Annotated in this window: 19 protein-coding genes; 12 read left to right on the forward strand and 7 right to left on the reverse strand. The window is 46.7% G+C overall.

All coding sequences use genetic code 11. The features are described 5' to 3' along the window. Nucleotides 1–595: 595 nt before the first annotated feature. The gene (locus T325_RS05980; RefSeq protein WP_036911550.1) at nt 596–1,480 is read left to right on the forward strand and encodes a hypothetical protein; all 885 of its coding nucleotides are present in this window, start codon (nt 596–598) and stop codon (nt 1,478–1,480) included. Nucleotides 1,481–1,486: 6 nt separating this feature from the next. Here the strand turns inward: T325_RS05980 and T325_RS05985 are convergent, their stop codons facing one another. After that, the gene (locus tag T325_RS05985; protein WP_036911376.1) at nt 1,487–1,993 is read right to left on the reverse strand and encodes a histidine phosphatase family protein; all 507 of its coding nucleotides are present in this window, start codon (nt 1,991–1,993) and stop codon (nt 1,487–1,489) included. A gap of 95 nt (nt 1,994–2,088) precedes the next feature. On the opposite strand from T325_RS05985, the gene T325_RS05990 reads away from it, so the two are divergent. Continuing rightward, on the forward strand, nt 2,089–2,781 hold the full coding sequence (locus tag T325_RS05990) for an HdeD family acid-resistance protein (protein WP_036911378.1): 693 nt from the start codon (nt 2,089–2,091) through the stop codon (nt 2,779–2,781). A gap of 4 nt (nt 2,782–2,785) precedes the next feature. Here the strand turns inward: T325_RS05990 and udk are convergent, their stop codons facing one another. Together udk and T325_RS06000 are read right to left on the reverse strand one after the other, a co-directional pair. Next, the gene (udk, locus tag T325_RS05995; RefSeq protein WP_036911381.1) at nt 2,786–3,400 is read right to left on the reverse strand and encodes a uridine kinase; all 615 of its coding nucleotides are present in this window, start codon (nt 3,398–3,400) and stop codon (nt 2,786–2,788) included. 19 nt (nt 3,401–3,419) lie between these two features. Further along, a complete protein-coding gene (locus T325_RS06000; protein WP_036911383.1) occupies nt 3,420–4,442 on the reverse strand; it encodes an endonuclease/exonuclease/phosphatase family protein in 1,023 nt (340 codons plus the stop codon). Between the two features lie 181 nt (nt 4,443–4,623). Here T325_RS06000 and T325_RS06005 point away from each other — a divergent pair, with 181 nt between their 5' ends. The 5 genes from T325_RS06005 (at nt 4,624) to T325_RS06025 (ending at nt 9,511) form a co-directional block, all read left to right on the forward strand. Beyond that, on the forward strand, nt 4,624–4,878 hold the full coding sequence (locus T325_RS06005; protein ID WP_013064062.1) for a type B 50S ribosomal protein L31: 255 nt from the start codon (nt 4,624–4,626) through the stop codon (nt 4,876–4,878). 84 nt (nt 4,879–4,962) lie between these two features. Further along, a complete protein-coding gene (locus tag T325_RS06010) occupies nt 4,963–5,880 on the forward strand; it encodes a DNA/RNA non-specific endonuclease (protein ID WP_036911384.1) in 918 nt (305 codons plus the stop codon). A gap of 145 nt (nt 5,881–6,025) precedes the next feature. Beyond that, on the forward strand, nt 6,026–6,577 hold the full coding sequence (locus T325_RS06015; RefSeq protein ID WP_036911386.1) for a glutathione peroxidase: 552 nt from the start codon (nt 6,026–6,028) through the stop codon (nt 6,575–6,577). 1 nt (nt 6,578) lies between these two features. Beyond that, on the forward strand, nt 6,579–7,511 hold the full coding sequence (gene trxB / locus T325_RS06020; protein ID WP_036911388.1) for a thioredoxin-disulfide reductase: 933 nt from the start codon (nt 6,579–6,581) through the stop codon (nt 7,509–7,511). Nucleotides 7,512–7,927: 416 nt separating this feature from the next. Further along, complete coding sequence (locus T325_RS06025; protein ID WP_051949743.1) at nt 7,928–9,511, forward strand: hybrid sensor histidine kinase/response regulator transcription factor; 1,584 nt, start codon at nt 7,928–7,930, stop codon at nt 9,509–9,511. Here the strand turns inward: T325_RS06025 and T325_RS06030 are convergent. Further along, entirely contained in the window at nt 9,441–10,865 is a 1,425-nt protein-coding gene (locus T325_RS06030; RefSeq protein ID WP_036911390.1) for a sodium:solute symporter, read from the reverse strand. The two genes, T325_RS06025 and T325_RS06030, sit on opposite strands and share 71 nt — an antisense overlap. 101 nt (nt 10,866–10,966) lie before the next feature. Between T325_RS06030 and T325_RS06035 the strand changes: the two genes are divergently transcribed. The 5 genes from T325_RS06035 to T325_RS06055 all read left to right on the forward strand — a co-directional run bounded on the left by T325_RS06035 (nt 10,967) and on the right by T325_RS06055 (nt 19,044). Beyond that, on the forward strand, nt 10,967–12,328 hold the full coding sequence (locus tag T325_RS06035) for a TrpB-like pyridoxal phosphate-dependent enzyme (RefSeq protein ID WP_036911392.1): 1,362 nt from the start codon (nt 10,967–10,969) through the stop codon (nt 12,326–12,328). 55 nt (nt 12,329–12,383) lie between these two features. Next, on the forward strand, nt 12,384–12,938 hold the full coding sequence (locus T325_RS06040; protein ID WP_036911394.1) for an RNA polymerase sigma-70 factor: 555 nt from the start codon (nt 12,384–12,386) through the stop codon (nt 12,936–12,938). A 39-nt stretch (nt 12,939–12,977) separates the two neighbouring features. Further along, the gene (locus T325_RS06045; protein ID WP_036911397.1) at nt 12,978–13,967 is read left to right on the forward strand and encodes a FecR family protein; all 990 of its coding nucleotides are present in this window, start codon (nt 12,978–12,980) and stop codon (nt 13,965–13,967) included. Between the two features lie 109 nt (nt 13,968–14,076). Next, nucleotides 14,077–17,442 carry a TonB-dependent receptor gene (locus T325_RS06050; protein WP_081911074.1) on the forward strand — a complete coding sequence of 1,122 codons (3,366 nt, stop codon included), beginning with the start codon at nt 14,077–14,079 and terminating at the stop codon, nt 17,440–17,442. Between the two features lie 36 nt (nt 17,443–17,478). Then, the gene (locus tag T325_RS06055; RefSeq protein WP_081911075.1) at nt 17,479–19,044 is read left to right on the forward strand and encodes a RagB/SusD family nutrient uptake outer membrane protein; all 1,566 of its coding nucleotides are present in this window, start codon (nt 17,479–17,481) and stop codon (nt 19,042–19,044) included. A gap of 120 nt (nt 19,045–19,164) precedes the next feature. On the opposite strand, the gene T325_RS12365 is transcribed toward T325_RS06055, so the two are convergent. From T325_RS12365 to T325_RS06070, 3 genes are all read right to left on the reverse strand, one after another. After that, nucleotides 19,165–19,779: a formate/nitrite transporter family protein gene (locus T325_RS12365; RefSeq protein WP_051949744.1), complete on the reverse strand. Its 615-nt coding sequence runs from the start codon at nt 19,777–19,779 to the stop codon at nt 19,165–19,167. A 419-nt stretch (nt 19,780–20,198) separates the two neighbouring features. Further along, complete coding sequence (locus T325_RS06065; protein WP_036911402.1) at nt 20,199–20,981, reverse strand: uroporphyrinogen-III synthase; 783 nt, start codon at nt 20,979–20,981, stop codon at nt 20,199–20,201. Further along, nucleotides 20,975–22,201 (reverse strand): MFS transporter, encoded by a 1,227-nt coding sequence (locus tag T325_RS06070; protein ID WP_036911404.1) that lies wholly within the window; start codon nt 22,199–22,201, stop codon nt 20,975–20,977. The genes T325_RS06065 and T325_RS06070 overlap by 7 nt, the downstream gene beginning before the upstream one ends. Nucleotides 22,202–22,216 lie beyond the last annotated feature (15 nt).

Genomic DNA, 22,216 nt, shown 5'->3' on the forward strand with positions numbered 1-22,216 from the left:
CTCGTAAGGAAACTATGAGTTAGTCGTAATGAAACTCATAGTTTCCTTACGAGTAAGTAGGAATCAGTTAAACTACCCCCGCCCCATGTTTTCCTTTTTTGATTCGGTGTTTTTTTTCGAATCCATCACTTTTCGTCGTAACAGACTGATATACTGATGTTTAATACAAGTGATAGATTCTTATCATCTATCACTAATCTTTATGCTCTTATTGTATATTTTTAAACGTCTGGAAATAAGGATTTTACAAATAGCAGGCGTCATACACAAAAGTAAAACAACTTGTTTTACCTTTGAAAAGACTATCTCTTTCTATGTAAAAGACGGCACTTTAGAAAGTAAAACAACTTGTTTTACTACGACTACACCACCTTCACGCGTATACACACGTATATGTTATAATTGTAATACTCACTTTTTATCCCGCACTTCCTACACCTAAATCGGGTGTGGGGAGTGCGGGAAGTGCGGGTTGTTTTTTATAGGGTTTTTCCCCTTTGAGTTTAGGGAAAATCCCTTGCATGGATGACAATTTTGTTGTTCCTTTGCAGTGTGAATAATAAAATGAATGTCTCACCATCTAAATGATACGATTATGAAGAAGATGTTTTTCGCACTGATGATGATGTTGACCACCACGATGGCAGCAAGTGCAATGAGCTATGAGCAGGCCCGCAACGAGGCATTGTTCCTGACTGACAAGATGGCTTACGAGCTGAACTTGACAGATGAGCAGTACGAGGCAGCTTACGAAATAAACCTCGACTACCTGATGGGTGTTACAGGGCGTTCAGATGTGTTTGGCACATACTGGGAGCGTAGGAATCTGGACCTGAGCTATATACTGTTCGACTGGCAGTGGAATGCCTACATTGCTGCCAGCTATTTCTATCGTCCACTTTACTGGGAGGCCGGTTATTGGCACTTTGGCATCTATCTGCGCTATCCGCACCGCGACTACTTCTATTTCGGACGTCCTCACTTCTATGCCACTTATCGCGGAGGGCATGCTTGGCACGCACATGGCACTCATGGTTACTACTATCATCACAAGAGCCACTATCGTCCTAGCCACAGAGAGCACGTAGGAATGCATGATCGCTGGAATCGCGGAGATTTCCGTACGCCGCCACACAACAGTTCTACACGCGTAACTGGTCGCCATCATGATAATCGCAGCAACAGAGTTGGTTACGATAATCGTCGTCCAGACAATCGTCAGATGGAGAACCACAACAATCGCCAAAACGAGAGCCGTCCCAATCGCCAAATAGAGAATCGCCCAGAGAACCGCTCTAATAGCGGGAACTTTGGAGGACACCGCGGAAGCAGTCCTTCGAGAAGCGTGAACCACGACTCAGGTTCTTTCAGCCACAGGAGTTCAACTCGCAGCAGTTCCAGCTCGCATAGTTCCCACAGCTCACACAGCAGTTCTAACTCTTCACGCTCTGGCGGAGGACACTTTGGAGGTCGCAGATAAGAGCAATCAGAGTTCGAGCGTACGGACTTCAGCATTCGACATGCGCTGAATCTCGCTCATAGGTTTATTATAATATACTGCCTGTACAGCCTTATTAATAATTCCATGGCCTACAGCCAGCACCTTCTTTCCAGGGAAAGTCTTCTTGACATAAGCGATAAATTCGCCAGCCCTGGAAAGAAGGTTTTCTAATGTCTCAATGTCGTCTGGCCATATTTCGCCTTTCAGGTCAGGGATGAAGCGTCCGGTGAATCCCCCCCAGTCACGTTCTCGCAGAAGATGTGTTGTAACCACCTCGATATGATGGGGAGTTGCAATAATACGGGCTGTATCAATAGAGCGTTTCAAATCGCTGGCGATGATAACATCCAACGGGCGGTCCTGCCATTCCATACTCAACTGCCGAGCCTGAAGAATGCCATTCTCATTGAGTTCTCCCTGGGTCTGTCCCTGCATTATCTGGTTGGCATTATCTACCGTTTCTCCGTGTCGTGCTAAATAAAGAATAGTCATATCATCTTTAAAATTTGCTGCAAAAATACACAAATATTTGCTGATTCCACCTTATTTTCGTATATTTGCACCGTGAATTTTGAAAAAAGACAATTATGAAGATACTACAAAGCTCTATTTTCCGTTCCATTTGCGCCATCGCAATTGGTATTTTATTGATAAAATATCCCGACAATACCGTTACATGGATTACAGTTGCCATTGGTATCCTTTTCCTGCTTTCAGGTGTTATCTCGCTGATAGTGTACGTAAATGCACGAAAGAATGTTTCAGAATACAAAATAACCGATACTGATGGCAAAGTGATTGCTGGCGAGCAGCCTACATTTCCCATCGTGGGTGTGGGCAGCCTTATTCTTGGAGCACTGCTGGCACTTACTCCAAATATATTCATCACTGCCCTGATGTATATTATCGGGGGCATCTTAATTCTTGGCGCCATCAATCAGTATATGAACCTTATTAACGGACGTAAATACGGTAAGATCGGTTTTGGCTACTGGGTATTCCCCTCACTGGTTCTGCTTACCGGACTCTACGTCATCATTCGCCCTATGGCTCCAGCCAGTACTGCGATGCTGATTCTTGGCTGGTGCTCACTGCTCTATGGTGTGACGGAAATGATTAATTCGCTGAAGTTCCATGCAGATAAGCGCAAGGCAGCCCAAATACAGGAGATTCCTGTAGCAGAAGAAGTTGTGGAAGAAAAGACTGCTGAGACTATTTCAGCAGAAGAGGGTGCAGAAGAAGCACTCCCTTCTGATGATAGTGTTCCAACTATACAATAACTTTTCAGACCCCAGTAACGATTCCTTCAATATAAGAGCGAAGGATATGAATGCCGGTCTTGTTGTCACCTCCCCAAGGGATAATAAGATCGGCAAATTTCTTTGTGGGCTCGATAAATTGTTCGTGCATAGGTTTCAGAACTTTCTCATAACGATCGAGTACCATATCGACAGTACGTCCACGTTCCACCACGTCGCGACGAATGTTTCGAATCAGTCGAACGTCATCGTCTGTATCCACGAAAATCTTTAAATCCATCATATCGCGCAATTTCTTATAGTGGAGCGCCATGATACCCTCAATAATGATGACAGGCTTGGGTTCTACGTGGATAGTTTCCTTCAGACGGTTACTCTCAATATAAGAGTAGGTGGGCTGCTCGATAGCCTCACCAGCTTTTAGTTTCTTTATATGTTCTGTTAGCAGTTTCCAGTCGAAAGCGTCAGGATGATCAAAGTTGATAGCCGCACGTTCCTCTGGTGTGAGATTCGTCGTATCATTATAATACGAATCCAGTGGTACTACTGCTGCACAGTGAGGTGGCAGCGCCTTGGCAATTCGTTTTACGACGGTGGTCTTGCCTGAACCCGTTCCGCCCGCAATTCCGATAATAGTCATATATGATTCTGATTTGTTTTTATTTACTCAAATAGACCACTGTAGGAAGATGGTCGCTAAAGCCATTAAGCCACTTACCACCAGCTGTGGTTCGCAGAGGACTGCCCCAATAGTCACCAGGCCCCTGCAACATATAGTCACGACGGAACACCTGATGCCCCTCAAAAGTAAGGCCCTTCTGCACTAGAAGAGACTTAGACAGGATAATCTGATCGAACAGATTCCAGGCTCCCTCATACATCAGCGTACCATCGCCTGCTGCCAGCGTGTTCCACCAGGGATTATATAATCCTCCATTCTCTACTTCACTTATCTCCCGATGGGCACCTAGACATTTTGCCATTGAGAGATCTTGAGGATCGTCGTTCATATCTCCCATAATCAACATTTTCACGCCAGGGTCATCTCTTAATAACGAGTCTTTCACCGCTCTGAGCTGTAAACCGCCATCCTCTCTAGCAATAGAAGGTGCACCACGTGATGGCAGGTGATTCACGATAATTGTCAGGTGTTCATCTGCCAAGGTGCCACTCACTACCAAGAAGCCACGGGTAGCCCGACCAGCATCTTCAGGTCGCGTATACACGTAAGGTACAAGTTTCACATTTCTTACTGCGAAAATTTGCGGATTATAAAGCAAGGCACAGTCTATGCCACGCTGGTCAGGGCCTTCGATATGTACAAATTTGAAATTACGTTCTTTCAATGGGCCTTCGTTACAGAGGTCTTCCAAACATTTAGCATTTTCGACCTCAGCCACACCTATAGCTGCACAACCCACATTGGGCAAGACATCAGTACCCATATCAGAAAGCACCCGCGAGAGATTCCTCAACTTATTGACATACTTATCACTTGTCCAGTGATAAGAACCCTCAGGTAGAAATTCATAGTCGTTCTTCCCTGCATCATGACAAGTATCGAATAAATTCTCAAGATTATAGAAACCAATACCATAAGCAATCTTTTTCTTCGGGCCTTTCGCCATGCATACCCCGAAGAAAAGCAATAGGGTCAGCGTCAAAAATCCAATTCTTCGCATATTATAGTGTATTTGTTTGCAAAAATACCACAAAAAACTGAGTCAACAAAGAAAAAAACACAAAAAACATCACTCAGAGTAAAATTAAGTCGATAAAGTTTGTTGGTTCAAAAAAATCTTCGTACCTTTGCAGCCCAAAAGTTCGAGATTTAGTTTTTAAACATTAATATTCAAATTTAAAATGAAAAAAGGTATTCATCCAGAAAACTATCGCCCCGTCGTATTCAAGGATATGTCCAACGGCGATATGTTCCTTACGAAGTCTACTGCAAAGACAAATGACACTGTAGAATTCGAAGGCGAAACTTACCCAGTGGTAAAAGTCGAAATTTCAAGCACCTCTCACCCCTTCTATACAGGTAAGAGCAAGCTCGTTGACACCGCAGGTCGTGTTGATAAGTTCATGAGCCGCTACGGTAAGGCTGCGAAGAAGTAAGATAAAACCGCAAAATTTTAAAAGGTGCGTCCACGGTAGTTGCATATGCCTTGGTTGCACCTTTTCTTTTTAAATCGACTCTTTATGAAACGACTATTCTACCTGATTCCTCTATTCATGCTTGCCTCTTGCGGAGGCAGTAGCGAAGACGGCCCAGAGCCAACGCCAACACCAGGCCCTGTTGAATCTACTAACATCAACAAGAACGATGCTTCGCAGAATGAGTATTTAGCCCTTTTGGAAATGCCCAAGACCAAAAGCGGTAGTATTGTTGTTACCCATACCGTCGAAGGCTATGGTGTAAACTACTCTTTCGAGTGGGATAGCAGTCTGAGAGCACAACGCTGGACATGCTATACGCTTAACAAAAAAAACATGGCCTCTAATGGTAACACCCGTAAAAGCCTGTGGCCTGAGGGAGACCCTTGGAATTACGATCCAGACATAGCAACTGCCCAACAGCAGGCTACGTATAATGAATTAAGTAAAAGCTATTTCCCTGGTACCAGCGCATACTACGAGAAAGGCCACATATGCCCCTCAGCCGATAGACTTTACAGCAAGGACGTAAACGAACAGACCTTCTTTATGACCAACATTCTACCTATGGTTGCTAAGTTCAATGGAGGTATTTGGAGTATGATGGAAGCTCGTACCCGCAACTGGGCTAATGGCGCCGATGAGTTGTATGTGTGCAAAGGTGGTACTATTGACAAGAGCGAACAGATTCTAGGTAAGACAATTAACAATCACATTGTACCAAAGTTTTTCTTTGTAGCTCTACTTCACAAGAAGGGCGACACATACAAAGCACTTGGATTCTGGGTAGAGCACTTAAATGAAGACCACTCAAATGATAATCTTGGTGACTACGTTGTCAACATCGACAAACTGGAAGAGTTAACTGGTATCGATTTCTTCTGCAATCTGCCAGACGACATTGAAAACCAGATAGAAAGTGTATCACAAGAAGATGTCAAGTCCAGCTGGGGGCTTAGATAGTAAATAGTGAAAAGAGAATAGTGAATAGTTAAAAGTTAAAAAAAAACAAGACCCCATAACTTTTCACTTTTCACTTTTCACTTCTTTTTTGTATCTTTGCGCAGTATTATAGTCGCAAAGATAAATTAATCTATCAAGAATAGGAATGAAAACCATTTATGACTTCACTGTCAAAGACAGAAAAGGCAAAGACGTCTCTCTAAAGGAGTACGCTAATGAGGTGTTGCTGATTGTCAATACAGCAACCAAGTGTGGACTTACCCCGCAATATGAAGAACTGGAGAAGATCTACGAAAAGTATCACTCTAAGGGATTCGAGATTCTCGACTTCCCCTGCAATCAGTTCGGTCAGCAAGCTCCTGGCACCGATGAATCAATCCATGAATTTTGCAAATCCAATTTTGGCACAGAATTTCCCCGTTTCAAGAAAATCAAGGTGAAAGGTGAAGATGCAGATCCACTCTTCAAGTTTTTGGCAGAGCAAAAAGATTTTGCCGGATGGAATGAAAGTCATCCCATCACTGCCATTATCGACGATCTACTCACAAAAGAAGACCCTGACTATAAATCAAAACCCGGTATTAAGTGGAACTTCACCAAATTCCTCATCAATAAGAAAGGTCAGGTAGTAGCCCGCTATGAGTCCACTGAAGATTTCTCAAAAATTAAAGCAAAAATCGAAGAACTGCTTAAATAATATGGAAAAGACAAAGTGTCTGATTATAGGCAGCGGCCCTGCAGGATATACCGCAGCCATTTATGCTTCACGTGCTAATCTTAATCCAATTGAGTATAGTGGCATGCAGCCTGGCGGTCAACTTACACAGACCACCGAAGTAGAAAATTTTCCAGGTTATCCTCAAGGGATCGATGGCAATCAGATGATGATGGATCTGCTTGAACAGGCACAGCGTTTCGGTACAGATGTGCGCATGGGAACCATTGTGAAAGTAGACTTCTCAAAGGCCCCTTATGTCTGTACTGCCGATGATGGTACACAGATTGAAGCCGACACTGTGATTATAGCCACAGGAGCCTCAGCCAAGTATCTTGGACTTGACGACGAACGCAAATATAATGGACAGGGTGTTTCTGCCTGTGCTACCTGCGATGGTTTCTTCTATCGGAAGAAAACTGTTGCTGTAGTTGGAGGTGGCGACACTGCCTGCGAAGATGCTCTATACCTTGCTGGGCTGGCCAAAAAAGTTTATCTGATTGTGCGCAAGCCCTTCCTGCGCGCCTCACAAGTCATGCAACAGCGTGTTAAAGAGCGTGAGAACATCGAAATACTCTTTGAGCACAACACACTTGGCCTCTTTGGTGAGAATGGTGTTGAAGGGGCTCATCTTGTAAAACGCAAGGGCGAACCCGATGAAGAGTTGGTTGACATAGCCATAGATGGCTTTTTCCTTGCCATAGGACACAAGCCCAACACCGAAATTTTCAGTGACTGGCTGGACATGGATGAGATAGGGTATCTGAAGAAGATTGACGGAACCCCCCGTACAAAGATTCCTGGTGTGTTTGTCGCTGGCGATTGTGCAGACCCTGTATACCGTCAGGCCATCTCTGCTGCCGGTTCTGGATGTCAGGCAGCCATCGAGGCAGAACGTTATCTATTAAATAAATAAAAAGGATCCCCCATTAACAGGGAAAAGGCTCGTTTCACAACGAACCTTTTCCATACTTAAAAAACTAAATTAATCAACCATAAACCTTAACCATTAAAATCTTGATGCAAAGATAATACAAGATTTAGAAAAACATGTTTAATTTGCGATTTTTGATGTTTAAAATGCGTTATTTAACGTATTTTCTACTAAAAATCACGATTTTTAAACGTTTTCGACCATAAAAAAGCTCTTTTTGTCGAAAAAAATATTGTAATTCGTCGAAATTATCTATATTTGCACACGGAAACATAAAATTATCAATCATGGACGGTCGCATACTATTAACCACTTTAATTGTGACCATGGTGGTCATAATCTTTTTCGCAGGACGTCGACTATACCTGCGCAATATGCAAGTGCGCAGACGTTTGCAAATGAGTTACATCTTCACCAACATCACCCACGAACTGCTTACCCCCCTTACCGTCATTTCTGCTTCTGTTGATAAACTGCGCGAACAAGTGCCTCAATTCAGCCACGATTACGACATGATGCAGCTTAATATCCAGCGTATGGTACGACTACTGCAACAAATTCTAGAAACCAATAAGTCTGAGGCAGGCGAACTCAAACTCTTAGTAGCCCAAGGCGACGTAATGCGATACATTCAAGAAGCAGCGAACTGCATCGAACCCTTGCTGGCTCGCAAGAACATGCAATTTAATATCTCATGCATTCCCGAGAGTATGATGGGATGGATAGATACAGATAAACTCGACAAAATCATATACAACCTTCTCTCTAATGCTGCTAAATACACAAACGAAATGGGCACCATCTCACTACATGTACGTACGAGCGAGCATTATGACAGAATTCGCATCGAGGTGAGTAATACAGGGAAAGGCATATCGCCCAAGATGATGAAGCAACTTTTCCACCGCTTCCACGATGGTGACTATCGACAATATCACACCACTGGAACAGGCCTTGGGCTTGCCTTAACACAAGATATGGTCCATCTGCACCATGGTACCATAACTTGCGAAAGCGAAGCAGACAAACTGACGACCTTCATCGTCGATCTCCCCATCTCCAAGGAAGCATTTTCTCCCGAAGAAATTTACGATAGTTCCAATAGCGACTTCATCCTTCCCAAAAACACCATTAAGAATTTTGACGCCCTCATTCCTGATTTCAATGCCGCCCCTGAAATTGACGATCTTATTGACGAAGATACATATAAAATTCTTATCGTTGAAGATAATGCTGAGCTACTCATGCTCATGCAACAGTTACTCCGTCCCTACTATCGCATATATATCGCACCCAATGGTATCGAAGCACTGAAGATAGTCCACGAAAAAGAACTTGACCTCATTATCTCCGATGTGATGATGCCCCAAATGGATGGTATCCAGCTCACACAGGCCATCAAGGGCGATTCCAACTATTACCACCTACCTATCATCCTACTCACAGCCAAGACGCAAGAGGAAGACATACAGAAAGCCCTCGAGATTGGAGCCGACGAATATATCACTAAACCATTCCACCTGCGCGATCTCAAGTTACGCATCGATAATATTATAGAAAACAGACGTCGCAGGCAACAAGATATTATCCAGAAAACAGAAGAAGAGACTCTCAAGACATTCCCCAAGAGTTCACCTGAAGAATTGTTTCTCAGCCGTGTTCTGGAATATATTCACATCCACCTTGAAGACGAAGAATACGATCGCAACTCACTAGCTTCCGACATGGGAACCAGTGCCTCCACCCTATACAACAAACTGCGATCCATCACAGGTATGAATGTATCTGCTTTCATCCGCGATGTACGTATGAAAGAAGCCAAGAAGTTGGCTGAACAAGATCCGAAACTACGTGTCAGCGATTTGGCTTATAGCGTCGGCTTTCACGATCCCCGTTATTTCGCTACCTGTTTCAAGAAGCAGTTTGGCATTCAGCCGAAGGAATTCCTCGAGAGCTTACAGCAAGCAGAGCCAGAAAGGTAAACATACCATTCATCATCAGTAGTTCATATCCAAACTTGTAGCCTGTTTGTTCGAAAGTCAGTACGTCTATCGCATAACAAATCAATGGCGAAGCTATACAAACATAAGGCACCCACCTGTCCTTCGGCGTGCGTTTTGTCAGTAATCCAAAGGCAAAGAGCCCTAACAATGGTCCATAGGTATAGCCACACATCACGTATATCGCATCAATCACACTTGTTGAGTTCAGTAGTCTGAACAACAGTATCATTATTACAAATAACCCACTGATAGCTAAATGAACCTGCTTTCTTAACTGTTCATCACCCGCTCTTCCTCTGATATCAACGCAATAACTCGTGGTGAGCGATGTCAATGCAGAGTCTGCACTCGAGAACGATGCCGCCACTATACCAATTGTGAAAGGCAGCACGACCGAGAGGCCGTTTTCAGCCACAAAAGTAGGCAACAGCGCATCACCCGTTTCCTTTCTTCCCAACATCACCAGCAAAACACCCAATGACAGAAAGAGCAAATTGGCTGGTACAAAGGCCACGCCATAAGAACACATATCCTTTTGCGCCTCACGCAACGATTTGCACGTCAGATTCTTCTGCATCATATCCTGATCCAGCCCTGTCATCACTATGACGATAAACACACCACTCAGAAACTGCTTCCAGAAATTTTGTTTCGTCACCCAGTCATCTATCACGAACATCGTACTGTGGCTGTCTGCTGCAATAGCCTTCACGGCCTCAGGCATCGTCATGCCCAATTCTCCAACGACCTTATATATAATAAGTAACAGAGCCGAAAACAAGCACACGGTCTGAAATGAGTCCGTCCACACCAGCGTACGTATGCCCCCACGTCGGGTATAGAGCCATATCAGTGCCACCATCCCCGTCACTGTCAAAGCAAAAGGTACGCCCCATGCATCAAACACGAATCGTTGTAAGATAATACATACCACATAGAATCTCACCACCGCCCCCGTCATCTTCGACAGCAGAAAAAACGAGGCTCCTGTCTTATATGCCCTTGGTCCCAATCGCTGTCCCAAATACGAATAGATAGTTGTCAGATTTAACCTATAATAGAGCGGCAAAAGTAAAAAAGCGACCACCACATAGCCTAAAATAAAGCCCAGACACGTCTGCATATACGTCATTCCCGATGTCGTCACCATACCAGGCACACTCACAAACGTCACACCCGATATTGAAGCACCCACCATACCAAAGGCTACCATATACCAAGGCGAACGACGATTTGCTCTGAAAAAAGTCTCGTTCGTAGCCTGTCGCCCAGTCAGTCTGCTGATGAGCAGCAACACTGCAAAATAAACCAATATTGTTACAATAATCCACATAATCGGGTACAAAATTAAAAAAAAACGGCATAATCCGTATAATCCGTGCCAAAAAAGTGTTATCTTTGCAGGCGGAATTCCTAATTCTAAAATCAATCATTATGGCTAAACAAAAGAAATTCATCCTCCAAGAGAGTGAGATTCCTACACAATGGTACAACATTCAGGCCGACATGCCCAATAAACCCATGCCGCCCATCCATCCAGCAACCAAACAGCCTTTAGGCGTTGACGACTTGGCACACATTTTTCCACGTGAATGCTGTGTACAGGAACTCGATACAGAACATGCATGGATTGACATCCCTGAGGATGTGCTCGAGAAATACAAGTATTACCGTTCGACACCACTAGTCCGCGCCTATGCCCTTGAAGAGGCACTCGGCACTCCTGCTCATATATATTTCAAAAACGAGAGTACCAATCCTCTGGGATCACATAAGATCAACTCAGCCCTTCCTCAGTGCTACTATGCCAAGCAGGAAGGCACGACCAACGTCACCACCGAGACTGGTGCAGGCCAGTGGGGTGCAGCACTCTCTTATGCCGCAAAGATATACGGTCTCGACTGCGCTGTCTATCAAGTAAAGATCACCATGCAGCAGAAGCCCTATCGTTCTAGCATCATGCGTACTTTCGGTGCCGTTGTTGAGGGTTCTCCATCCATGTCAACCCGCGCTGGTAAGGACATACTCACCAAAGACCCCAACCACTCTGGTTCTCTGGGCACAGCCATCTCCGAGGCTGTCGAACTCGCCACTACCACTCCAAACTGTAAGTATACGCTGGGCTCCGTACTCAATCATGTAGCCATCCACCAGAGTATTATCGGTCTGGAAGCAGAGAAGCAGATGGCGATGGCTGGCGAATATCCCGACATCGTAATTGGCTGTTTCGGCGGTGGTTCCAACTTCGGCGGTATCGCCTTCCCCTTTATGCGTCATAACCTGAAAGACGGCAAAAAGACAGAGTTCATCGCCGCTGAGCCAGACAGCTGTCCGAAACTCACACGCGGTCAGTTCCGCTATGACTTTGGTGACGAGGCAGGCTACACCCCTCTGCTGCCCATGTACACTCTGGGCCACAACTTCAAGCCCTCTAACATCCACGCGGGTGGCCTTCGCTATCATGGTGCAGGTATGATTGTGTCACAGTTGATTAAGGATGGTCTGATGAAGGGTGTCGACATCCCACAACTCGAGACTTTCGAGGCAGGTATGCTTTTTGCCCGTACCGAGGGTATTATTCCTGCTCCTGAGAGCACCCACGCCATCGCAGCAACCATCCGCGAGGCTAAGAAATGCATTGAGACTGGCGAAGAGAAGGTTATTCTTTTCAACCTCTCTGGTCACGGACTCATCGACATGCCGTCATACGAGGCTTACATTAAGGGCGATCTTCAGAACTACACTGTTACCGACGAGATGATTGCCGAGAACCTTGCCGAACTCGACAAGCAGTAAACTAATAGTCCCCAGCGCAAAGATGCGCTGGGGGATTATTCCTAGAACTACTAATATGATTAGCCAAGACATCATTGAAGAACTAACAGAAGGTAACCAGGAGGCTTTTCGCATCATCTTCAAAGCCGCCTATCCCCAAGTGCGGGCCTTTTCCTTGGGTTTGCTGAAGAATGATGCCGATGCTGATGACATAGCCCAGCTCGTATTTATCAAGTTATGGACCAAGCGCGCCATGTTGGCCCAGGTCAAGAACTTCGACACCTATCTTTACACCATCACTAAGAATACGATTCTCAACCACATAGCCTCTCGCAAAGCACTGATGATAGACATTACGGACATACCAAATGTCTCTACCGATAATGCCTCACCTTTAGATCAGATTGAGGCCTGCGACATGCAGCTTCTCATAGACATGGTGGTAGGGAACATGCCCCCTCAGCGACAAACCGTCTACAGAATGAGCAGAGAAGACGGTCTTAGCAACGACCAGATTGCCGAGACATTGGGACTCCAGAAGAAAACAATCGAGAATCACCTCAATCTGGCATTAGGAGACATCCGTAAAGTGCTAAAATTCTTTATTTTACTATTATTAGGTTGGGGGTAAAAGGTTTTTTATTTGTCATATATATAAATAAGGTAAAGAGTGAACAGGTATTTCCATCATATCGTCAAGTATTTCTTCCATCACGAAGTATCGGATGAAATCACATTGAGAGTGCATAATCGTATGGCACTCACTCCCAACGATGCCGACAACGCCTTCCGCGAGTTGTGGAACGAATGCGCAGAAGCATCAGCCGACGATACATCCCTCGATGATGCCTATCAGAAGTTAACATCGGCATTGCCTGGAGGGAGTCCATTCACCATCAAGCACCTTTCTTGGCTGAAGATAGCAGTCATTTGGGTACTACCTCTACTGATGCTGGGTGCCGCAGCCTTTTACTATGCCTCTGCACTCAGACAGACCAAGCTCTATTCCGATGTTATCTTCATGCACAAGTTCACTCCTTACGGCGAGCGTAGTATGGTCATTCTACCCGATGGCTCCAAGGTGTGGCTCAATGGCGGCAGTTCGCTGGTCTATCCGTCACAATTCACGTCAGCCGAGCGCAATGTCTGCCTCTCTGGTGAGGGATATTTCGAAGTTAGGAAAGACAGCCATCGACCATTTACAGTGGATATCAACCAGATGAAGCTGAAAGTACTGGGTACCACCTTCAACGTATTCTCTTATCCCGACAACCCACAGATTGTAGCCACCCTCGAAACAGGTAAGCTACAGATCAACGTTGACAACCAGAGGAAATCCTATGTACTATTACCCAACAACCAGTTGGTTCTTGACTCCAAGACAGGCGAAGTAGAAGTTCGCCAAGTCAACGCCGCCGATTTCTCCGTATGGCGCATCCCAGCCTTGTATTTCGAAGAGACCAAGCTTATCTATGCCCTCCAGCAGATAGAGCGTACCTATAACGTCAATATTCATGTCCAGAACAGCCATTATAATAATCAGACCATCAGGGCTCATTTCAATTCCGACGAGACCATCGAGGGCATCATGGCTGTTATCAAGATGCTGATTCCGTCGTTAAACTATGAAATCAACGGCAACGATATCTTTATCAAATAATCATTTTTAGGCTTTTTAACAAAAAGAGATTGGGTGTAACGATTACATTTATTGTCCTTAGATTACATTCAACTAAAATTTTTTTAATCATTCTAATTTAAAACCTAAGATGAAAAAGAGAGTAAAATGTGTACTTAGGATTGCTGCTATCATGTGGTTAGCAGGAAGCCTTTCTCTTCAGGCTCAGAACGTATCGTTCAACAATGAGCTCTTAACCTTGAAAAAAGCTTTCGAGAAAATCGAGTCTGTAAGCAACTACAAGATTGCATACAACGCCTCGAAGCTTAACGTCAACAAGAAAGTGCTTCTTAACCAGAAGAACAAACCGGTGCCTCAAATCATTGAAGAACTACTCAAGGACACCGACTACACCTTCGATATGAAGGGTAATCAGATTATCATCGTTCCGAAGAATCAGAAAAAATCAGAGAAGAGCACTAGCAAGCAGAAGATTACAGGTTTTGTGCTCGATGAGAACGGTGAAAGCGTGATTGGCGCCAGTGTCTCTGAGAAGGGCACCACCAACGGCACCGTTACCGATGTGAATGGTCACTACGAACTGACCGTTCCCAAAGGCAGCACCATTCAGATCAGCTACATAGGCTACCTTTCTCAGAATGTGAAAGTTGGCAGCAACAGCCAGATCAACATTAAATTAGTTGAAGATTCCCATAGCCTCGACGAAGTGGTTGTGGTAGGCTACGGCCAGATGAAGAAGAGCGACCTCACAGGTGCGGTAACCTCTGTAGCCGTCGATCGCGACAAAGCCGTGTTTAATAGCGGCATCGATCATCTGCTACAGGGAAACGCTCCTGGTGTATACGTCAATGGTGGCGACTCACAGCTGGGTGGTGTCATCAACGTGCGCATTCGTGGTACCTCTACGCTGAATGGAAACAAGGAACCCCTTTATGTTATCGACGGCATCATCATGAATGACGCCACCGAGGACGTGGGCAACCCCAATAGTGGCGGTGGTACGGGTAGTGACCCCGTACAGACCACCCAGAGCGGACTCACAGGTATCAACCCGCAGGATATCCAAAGTATCGAGGTTCTCAAAGATGCCTCTGCCACAGCCATCTATGGTTCACGCGCCTCTAACGGCGTGGTGCTCATCACCACCAAAGAAGGTAAGAGCGGCAAGGCTAAGATCAACCTCTCGGCAGGTCTCTCGTTCGATCAGGCCAGCAAGCACATCAATGTGCTCAATGCCGAGGAGTATATCGCCTACCGCAACGAGAAAGACTCGGAAAACGAGGAAAGCTTCTACAGCGCCGACTTTCACCCCGTGACCCGCGACTGGCAGAAGGAGCTCTTCCACACCTCTATCACCCAGTCATACCGTTTGTCAGTAAACGGTGGTAACGACAAGGCCAACTACTACGTGGCAGGTGGCTATTTAGACAACAAAGGCATCATCCGCAACACCGGACTGACCCAGGCCGATCTGCGCGTGAACTATAAGTACAAGCTCAACCAGAACATGTCGCTCAAGGGCACATTCAGTATGACACGTCGTGTGAACGACATGACAGCCGGAACCGACGGACAGGGTGCACAGCGCACCAGTCTCACCCGTCATGCCATCCTGGCAAAGCCTTTTGCCGAACTCGACCCCGAGGATAATAACGACAATGACAACGACCTGCAGCTGACACCTACCAACTGGCTCACCGACTACAAGGACCACTCGGAGGAGAATCGCACCATGGCCTCGATTGCCTTCGACTATAAGCTTATCAAAGGTTTGACCTTCCACCTGATGGGCTCGTACGACACCCGCGACAAGAGTCGTTCGCGCTGGTACAGCACTGGTGTATATACAGGAATGAAGGTGAACGGGCAGTTGGGCTACAGCGAACTGCGCAGCCTGAAGAAAGCGTTGGAGGCTCTGTTCTACTATGACTATACGCTGAACCGTGTGCACCACCTGTCGGGTACTGCCGGTGTGACCTACGAGCGCCGCGATGCCAACCGCTATGGCATGCTGGGCGAGGACTTCTCAATCATGTCGCTGGGAATCGATGGTATCGCCTATGCCAACAAAACCTATACCAACAGTCACTCGCTGACCAACGAGACCACTGCCTCATCGCTCTTGCGCATGAACTATAATTATATGGACCGCTATCTGGTGACACTCACAGGGCGCGTGGATGGTTCGAGCAAGTTCCAGAAAGGCAACCGCTACAGTTTCTTTCCTTCAGTGGCATTGGCCTGGCGTGTGAACCAGGAGAACTTCCTGAAGGACAGCAAGTGGCTGAGCAACCTGAAGCTGCGTCTGGGTTGGGGTATGACTGGTAACCAGAGTATTTCAGCCTATGCCACACAGAACACCTATGGTAACGTGGAGTATGCCACTGGAGGCGGTCAGAACACAGTAGGGCTGCACCCCAGTAAGATTGCCAACCCCGACCTGAAATGGGAGGCAACCACACAGTATAACGCAGGTATCGACTTCGGTATTCTGAAGAACCGACTCACCCTAAGCGTTGATGTCTATCACAAGGAGACTAACGACATCCTGCAGTCGATGAACACCGCCGTTTCTACGGGTTATAGTTCTATCTACGTGAACTGCGGCTCTATCCAGAACAATGGTGTCGAGGTGGCTCTCAACGCTGTGCCCGTGAGCACCAAGGACTTCACCTGGACCATCGGTGCCAACATCTCACATAACAAGAACCGCATCACCGACCTCGGACTGCCAGTCACCAAATATGGCACTCACTACTACGAGGCTTACTACGGCACCAACCTGTCGTACTATGCATCAGCCGCCTTCCCTGTTAACATATTCATCAAAGGCAAACCCATCGGACTGTTCTGGGGTTACAAGACCAACGGTATCCTGCAGAGCGACGAGGCAGCCAACGGACTGGTGTATAACGGCAACGAATTGAAAGCTGGTGATATCGCCTATATCGACACCAACGAAGATGGCATCATCAATACCGAAGACCGTGTGATTCTGGGCGATCCTAACCCCGACTTCACCTTCGGTTTCAACACTTCAATTAGCTATAAGGCCTTCACGCTGAGTGCTCAGTTCCATGGTTCGGTAGGCAACGAGGTGGTGAACGCCAACAAGCTCGACAACACCAACACCTATTATGATTACAACATCCTATCAGAGGCCTACCACAATGCCTGGCGCCCAGAAAAGCCCAGCACCACCTACCCACGCATCGGCGTGCCTCTGAGCGAGCTTACCGACCGATTGATAGAGGATGGCAGTTTCCTGCGTATGGGTAGTCTGAGTCTCTCCTACGATGTGCCATTGAAGCGCTCTAAGCTGATTAAGGCGCTGCAGGTAACACTGACCGGACGCAACCTTTTCACTATCACCAACTACTCAGGTTACAACCCCGATATCAATAGTTTCTCTAACGACCCTAAGCGTATCGGCATCGACTACGGTAGCGCACCTATCAACCGCTCATACAGCTGTACGCTGAATGTGACATTCTAACAACATCAATCACCAATATAACAATACGAAAGAAAAATGAAAAAGACTATCATATATGCATGGGGATTGCTAAGCGCCATGGCGTTTACATCCTGCAACTCCCTGTTGGAAGAGGATACCGACTCTTTTCCATCTGCTAACGTTATCTATGCTGACGACAAGGGCGTAGAAGCCGCCTTGACAGGATGCTACCACGGACTAACCAGCTACAACGTGTTCCAGTCGGACTATCACACCATTTTCTGTACTGCCGGCGGCACGATGAACAATACCAGTTCGTCGTACAATGACTCGAAGGCCCAGCGCACCGAGCCCGATAATAAATATGTAGGCCGCCACTTCAAGACCTGCTACACCGTGATATCTGACTGCAACGACCTGCTGAGCAAAATCGACGCCAGCGGTGCATCAGAGCAGCTGAAGACACGCGCCAAGGGCGAGGCTCACTTCCTGAGAGGTATGATTTACTTTAACTTGGTGCGCGCCTTCGGCGGTCTGCCCATGCGTCTGGAACCTATCAACAGCAAAAACCTCGACATACCACGCTCCACAGTGGAGGAGACCTATCAGCAGGTGATGGCCGATCTGGAAGAGGCTGCCCAACTGCTACCTGAGGAGAACCCTACCGAGGGACGCCCCAGCAAATATGCCGCTCACGCCTTATTGGGAAAAGTATATCTGACGCTGGCCAACGGCGAAGAGGGCTCACCCTACTGGCAGAAGTGCATCGACGAGTGCATGAAGGTATATGGACACTATCAGTTGGTGCCTCTGCAGGTACTCTACAATGCCCAGAACCGCAACACCGCCGAATCGATTATCGAGATACAGTTCTCGGATATCAATGGTAACACCTGGACACAGGGCATCGCCCCCGATGTGAGCGACTACACCCCCAACTCGCAGAGCAATCCCTACGGACGCTATCGCCCCTCAAAGTATATCTTCGACACCTGGCGCGAGCAGTATCCTGGCGACCCACGCATCGAACAGGGCATCATCTACGACTACTATACCAAGAATGGTGGTGTGGATACCGTTACGATCTATCCTGCCTATACCAGCGATAAGGGGAGCAGTCGCATGTGGCCCTACCTTAAGAAGTTCCTCGACTCTCGCTATGTGGCACAGTATGCTCCACAGAACTTCATCTATCTGCGTTATGCCGACGTGTTGCTGATGCTGGCCGAAGCCACCAACGAGGTGAGCGGCCCCGACAAGGCCTATCAGTATGTGAACGAGGTGCTGGCACGTGCACGCAACAGCGCCACGCCTGCCTCAGCCGAGCCAGCCGACTGGAGTGGCATGACCAAGGAGGAGTTCCGTCATCGCATCATGTATGAGCGTTTCTTTGAGCTGTTGGGCGAAGAGACAGAATATTTCGACATGCGTCGCCGTGGCCCAGAGTTCATGCTCGAATACTGGAAGGCACATAATGCACACCCAGCCAACTGTCCTAACCCTTCATCCACCAAGTATAAGGAGGACTACTTCGTGTGCACCCCGGAAATGGCCAAGCGTGCCATGCTGCTACCCTTCCCCACGCTCGAGATCAACTCGAACAACGCCATCACCGATGCCGACCAGAATCCTGGCTACTAATGCAGCCCCTAAAATTATCGATTCACATTATATGTTATTATTTTAGTTAGTTTATTAGAGAGAGCCCCGTCAGGATCATTCCTAACAGGGCTCATTCTTTTCTTCGGTTTCATTCACACTTTAGTTCTTTGGGACGCATATCGTGGTCCATCTATATAAGTTACACCCCACAAAGTTACCCATTACCTCTGAAATATATACCATGAGTACGCTCGTATTCATCACCTGTTCAGCTGGTGAAACAAGAAAATAGAACGCATCGGCTATAGAGTGTGCAAATCCACACAAAATGAAGACAGGCACGCCTAACACTAGCGGCAGCATTTTGCCCTTTCTAGCAAACTCCACCGCTGTGGTCATGATAAATCCACAACCAATGGCTAGTAGAAAGCACGCCCAGGGTCCCTTGACCAGTCGCCCTGCTAGAATCTTTGCTGCGGGCTCCACGCAGTCAGGCTGCGCATAGGCAATCATCGACGCAGACAACAGACAGCCAACGATGTTACCCACCAACACGGTAAAAAGCATCGTCCAATCGCCTTGGCGCCTTATGAAACCAGCCGTGCCCGTATAGAGTTTCAGTCTATAATACACCACAGTTGTCAGGCCAAACGCGAACAACACGGCACCAGCCACTCCTCCCACACGAAGGTTCACAACGCATCCTATTGAAATGCATATTCCTGCCAAAATCGCCAGCAGAAATGTATCCCTAATAAATTTTATATCTTCCATATCAGGAGACAAAGTTAGCGTTTTTTGCCGAATAATCTATAAAAAAGCGCTTCTTTTTGCAAAAATAATGCAAAAAGCTTGCACACTTCAAAAAAAAAGCATACCTTTGCACCATGTTTTTCATAGTATTAGATTTAAGGTTAACAACAGGGGCTCGGCGGAGTCCCGCTTTTTTTTGTCTTCATTCGAAAGAAATGAGATAAAACATAGTTTTAATGGTTTAGGTTTTTATGGTTGATAATTTAGTATCAAAGCAGGGGTCCACAGTGATGTGCACCCCTGTTTCGTTTTCTTATTCGAATGAAGTTCCACTCTGTGCCGAAAAAAAAGTCAGAGTGACGAGAAGGCGAAAAAAAGCACCAAGACCACTAAACGAAAAGCACAGATATTTGATATATTCACCAGTATACGTTAAAGAGTCATACCACGCTGGCAAGGTATTCGACATAGTCAGTAAAGCTGTGATGACAGGGCGATGTGCCTGCCACATCAAGAGCGACCTCTTGGGCGCAACGGGTGGTGTAAGGTCCAAAGGAGTAAATAGGCACCTCAACTGGTTGACCTTGAGCAGCGGCAAGTGAGAGAATCCGGGAGAGAACATAGGCTTCGCCGCCACTTGTGATTGCAATGGCATTCACAATGCCACGACAAAGAGCATCAGCCAGATTGGCACAGCGTTCCTGGTCAATAGTCGAGGTGCGATAACAATAAACGGGAGTAACAGCAACTCCCATGAGGCGAAGGGCACTGAGAAAGTCTGTAATGGTGGTGGTGGGAACGGGTAGCCCGCTGAACTGAGGCAACAACACAGCTACATGCTTAGCCGAGGGCGAGGACTGAAGCTGTAAGGCCTCTACGATTCCCATCATGCTAGGTTTGGCATAACGCAGGACGGGCTCTACACCAAGCAACCGAGTAACAGAAAGCTGATCGCGACCGATGGCGACAACACGCCCTTCAAAGTTAGTCCGAGACAGGTCTGACGAGGCAAGCGCTCGCACAGCCGTGAGACTTGGACAGACAATATAGTCAAAGCTGGTCAGACACCTACAGAACTCTAGAAAGGCGCCATCTGGGGGCAACACAGAGGTACGGATAAGGGGTACGAATAGGGGGCTGAAGCTTACTGGCGACATGCTGATGGCTTCGCGAAGACGGTTGTGATAGGAAACTGGAGCTGTGAATAGTATGCGTTTTACCATTTGGCCAGCATCTGATTGGGTTTGAACACACGAATAACGTAGAACAGGCTGATGAGTGCTATGCCCAATTCGATGAGATATAGTCCACGATAGTCGAGCCACTCACCAACGCCACCTGAGATAATTGAGATGAGCGAAGAACTGAGATGAACCACAACCACCTGGATGGTGAAATCGGTTCCCTCACGACCTTCGCGTACACAATCCATCGCCGTAGTATAAACCACTATCGAAGCAAAAGCATGGCATGTCTTAACCAGCAGCAAGCCACCAACGATCATCGGTAGCGTGGGTGTGATAAACGTGAGTAAAATGAAATATAGCGGTGCGGTGACAATCATGAATGCCACCAGCAAACGAGCTCGATACATGCTGATGCGACGGATGAGCAAATGGGCCACCCAGGCCATCACAAACGAGGTGGCTGTGCCCACCATACCAAACCACACACCAATTTCCTTCATATTATAGCCCAAGTCGACCATATATGGGCGTACGTTGGCAATAATACCGATGATACCCATGAAATAGAGTAGCAGAAAAATGACATGGGGAATGATTTCGCGACGCGAGAAAAACCACATAAAATCCATGAGCTTAGCACGCTGCTTGGGCAAGCGAGGCTCTATCCGAATCTTCTTATTAAACTGCAAAGGCACAACCATCAGCCAAGCCACCAGACCCAACAACGGGAACACCACGCTCCAGCCAAAGTGGTCAAGCATCACGATGAAGATGCCACTACCTAAGAACGCACCAGCATAACGGCCCATCGACTGCATACTGTTTACAGCACTATGGTCGCCCTTGCTAAAAGCACGTACTGCTAACCCATCGGTAGCAATATCCTGCGTGGCTGATGCGAACATTGAGATAAATACTAGTACGAAGATAAAATAAATATCGGCTGAGATGTCAAGGAATCCGATGCACATGATAGACAGAGCATAGATGGACTCCATGAGCAAAATGAATCGACGGTAGCTAGCCAAATGCGAACATTGACGGTCGACCATTGGTGCCCAAAGGAACTTAACAAGCCAGGGGATATGTACCAAATGCAGCAAGCCAATAGTAGCCAGGCCGTAGTTGGCCTGGCGCATAGTTACCTGCATGGCTGTAGTGATGAAGGTAGAGGGAATGAACTGCGCTATGTATAGACAGAAAAACGTGGCGAGATTCAATCTCCTTACATTATCTACGCTGGTGGTTGTTGCCATGTAATTATTTGTGGA

Source organism: Prevotella sp. FD3004 (genome assembly GCF_000746155.1).
GTDB lineage: Bacteria > Bacteroidota > Bacteroidia > Bacteroidales > Bacteroidaceae > Prevotella.

What these genes read in the sequence shown, in the direction of transcription:
- T325_RS06010 (WP_036911384.1), top strand. Translation starts at nt 4,963, where the DNA reads ATGAAACGACTATTCTACCTGATTCCTCTATTCATGCTTGCCTCTTGC.
- T325_RS06035 (WP_036911392.1), top strand. Translation starts at nt 10,967, where the DNA reads ATGGCTAAACAAAAGAAATTCATCCTCCAAGAGAGTGAGATTCCTACA.
- T325_RS06040 (WP_036911394.1), top strand. Translation starts at nt 12,384, where the DNA reads ATGATTAGCCAAGACATCATTGAAGAACTAACAGAAGGTAACCAGGAG.
- T325_RS05990 (WP_036911378.1), top strand. Translation starts at nt 2,089, where the DNA reads ATGAAGATACTACAAAGCTCTATTTTCCGTTCCATTTGCGCCATCGCA.
- T325_RS06005 (WP_013064062.1), top strand. Translation starts at nt 4,624, where the DNA reads ATGAAAAAAGGTATTCATCCAGAAAACTATCGCCCCGTCGTATTCAAG.
- T325_RS05980 (WP_036911550.1), top strand. Translation starts at nt 596, where the DNA reads ATGAAGAAGATGTTTTTCGCACTGATGATGATGTTGACCACCACGATG.
- T325_RS06000 (WP_036911383.1), bottom strand. Translation starts at nt 4,442, where the DNA reads ATGCGAAGAATTGGATTTTTGACGCTGACCCTATTGCTTTTCTTCGGG.
- T325_RS06050 (WP_081911074.1), top strand. Translation starts at nt 14,077, where the DNA reads ATGAAAAAGAGAGTAAAATGTGTACTTAGGATTGCTGCTATCATGTGG.
- T325_RS12365 (WP_051949744.1), bottom strand. Translation starts at nt 19,779, where the DNA reads ATGGAAGATATAAAATTTATTAGGGATACATTTCTGCTGGCGATTTTG.
- T325_RS06055 (WP_081911075.1), top strand. Translation starts at nt 17,479, where the DNA reads ATGAAAAAGACTATCATATATGCATGGGGATTGCTAAGCGCCATGGCG.
- T325_RS06025 (WP_051949743.1), top strand. Translation starts at nt 7,928, where the DNA reads ATGAGTTACATCTTCACCAACATCACCCACGAACTGCTTACCCCCCTT.
- trxB (WP_036911388.1), top strand. Translation starts at nt 6,579, where the DNA reads ATGGAAAAGACAAAGTGTCTGATTATAGGCAGCGGCCCTGCAGGATAT.
- T325_RS06065 (WP_036911402.1), bottom strand. Translation starts at nt 20,981, where the DNA reads ATGGTAAAACGCATACTATTCACAGCTCCAGTTTCCTATCACAACCGT.
- T325_RS06015 (WP_036911386.1), top strand. Translation starts at nt 6,026, where the DNA reads ATGAAAACCATTTATGACTTCACTGTCAAAGACAGAAAAGGCAAAGAC.
- T325_RS06070 (WP_036911404.1), bottom strand. Translation starts at nt 22,201, where the DNA reads ATGGCAACAACCACCAGCGTAGATAATGTAAGGAGATTGAATCTCGCC.
- T325_RS05985 (WP_036911376.1), bottom strand. Translation starts at nt 1,993, where the DNA reads ATGACTATTCTTTATTTAGCACGACACGGAGAAACGGTAGATAATGCC.
- udk (WP_036911381.1), bottom strand. Translation starts at nt 3,400, where the DNA reads ATGACTATTATCGGAATTGCGGGCGGAACGGGTTCAGGCAAGACCACC.
- T325_RS06030 (WP_036911390.1), bottom strand. Translation starts at nt 10,865, where the DNA reads ATGTGGATTATTGTAACAATATTGGTTTATTTTGCAGTGTTGCTGCTC.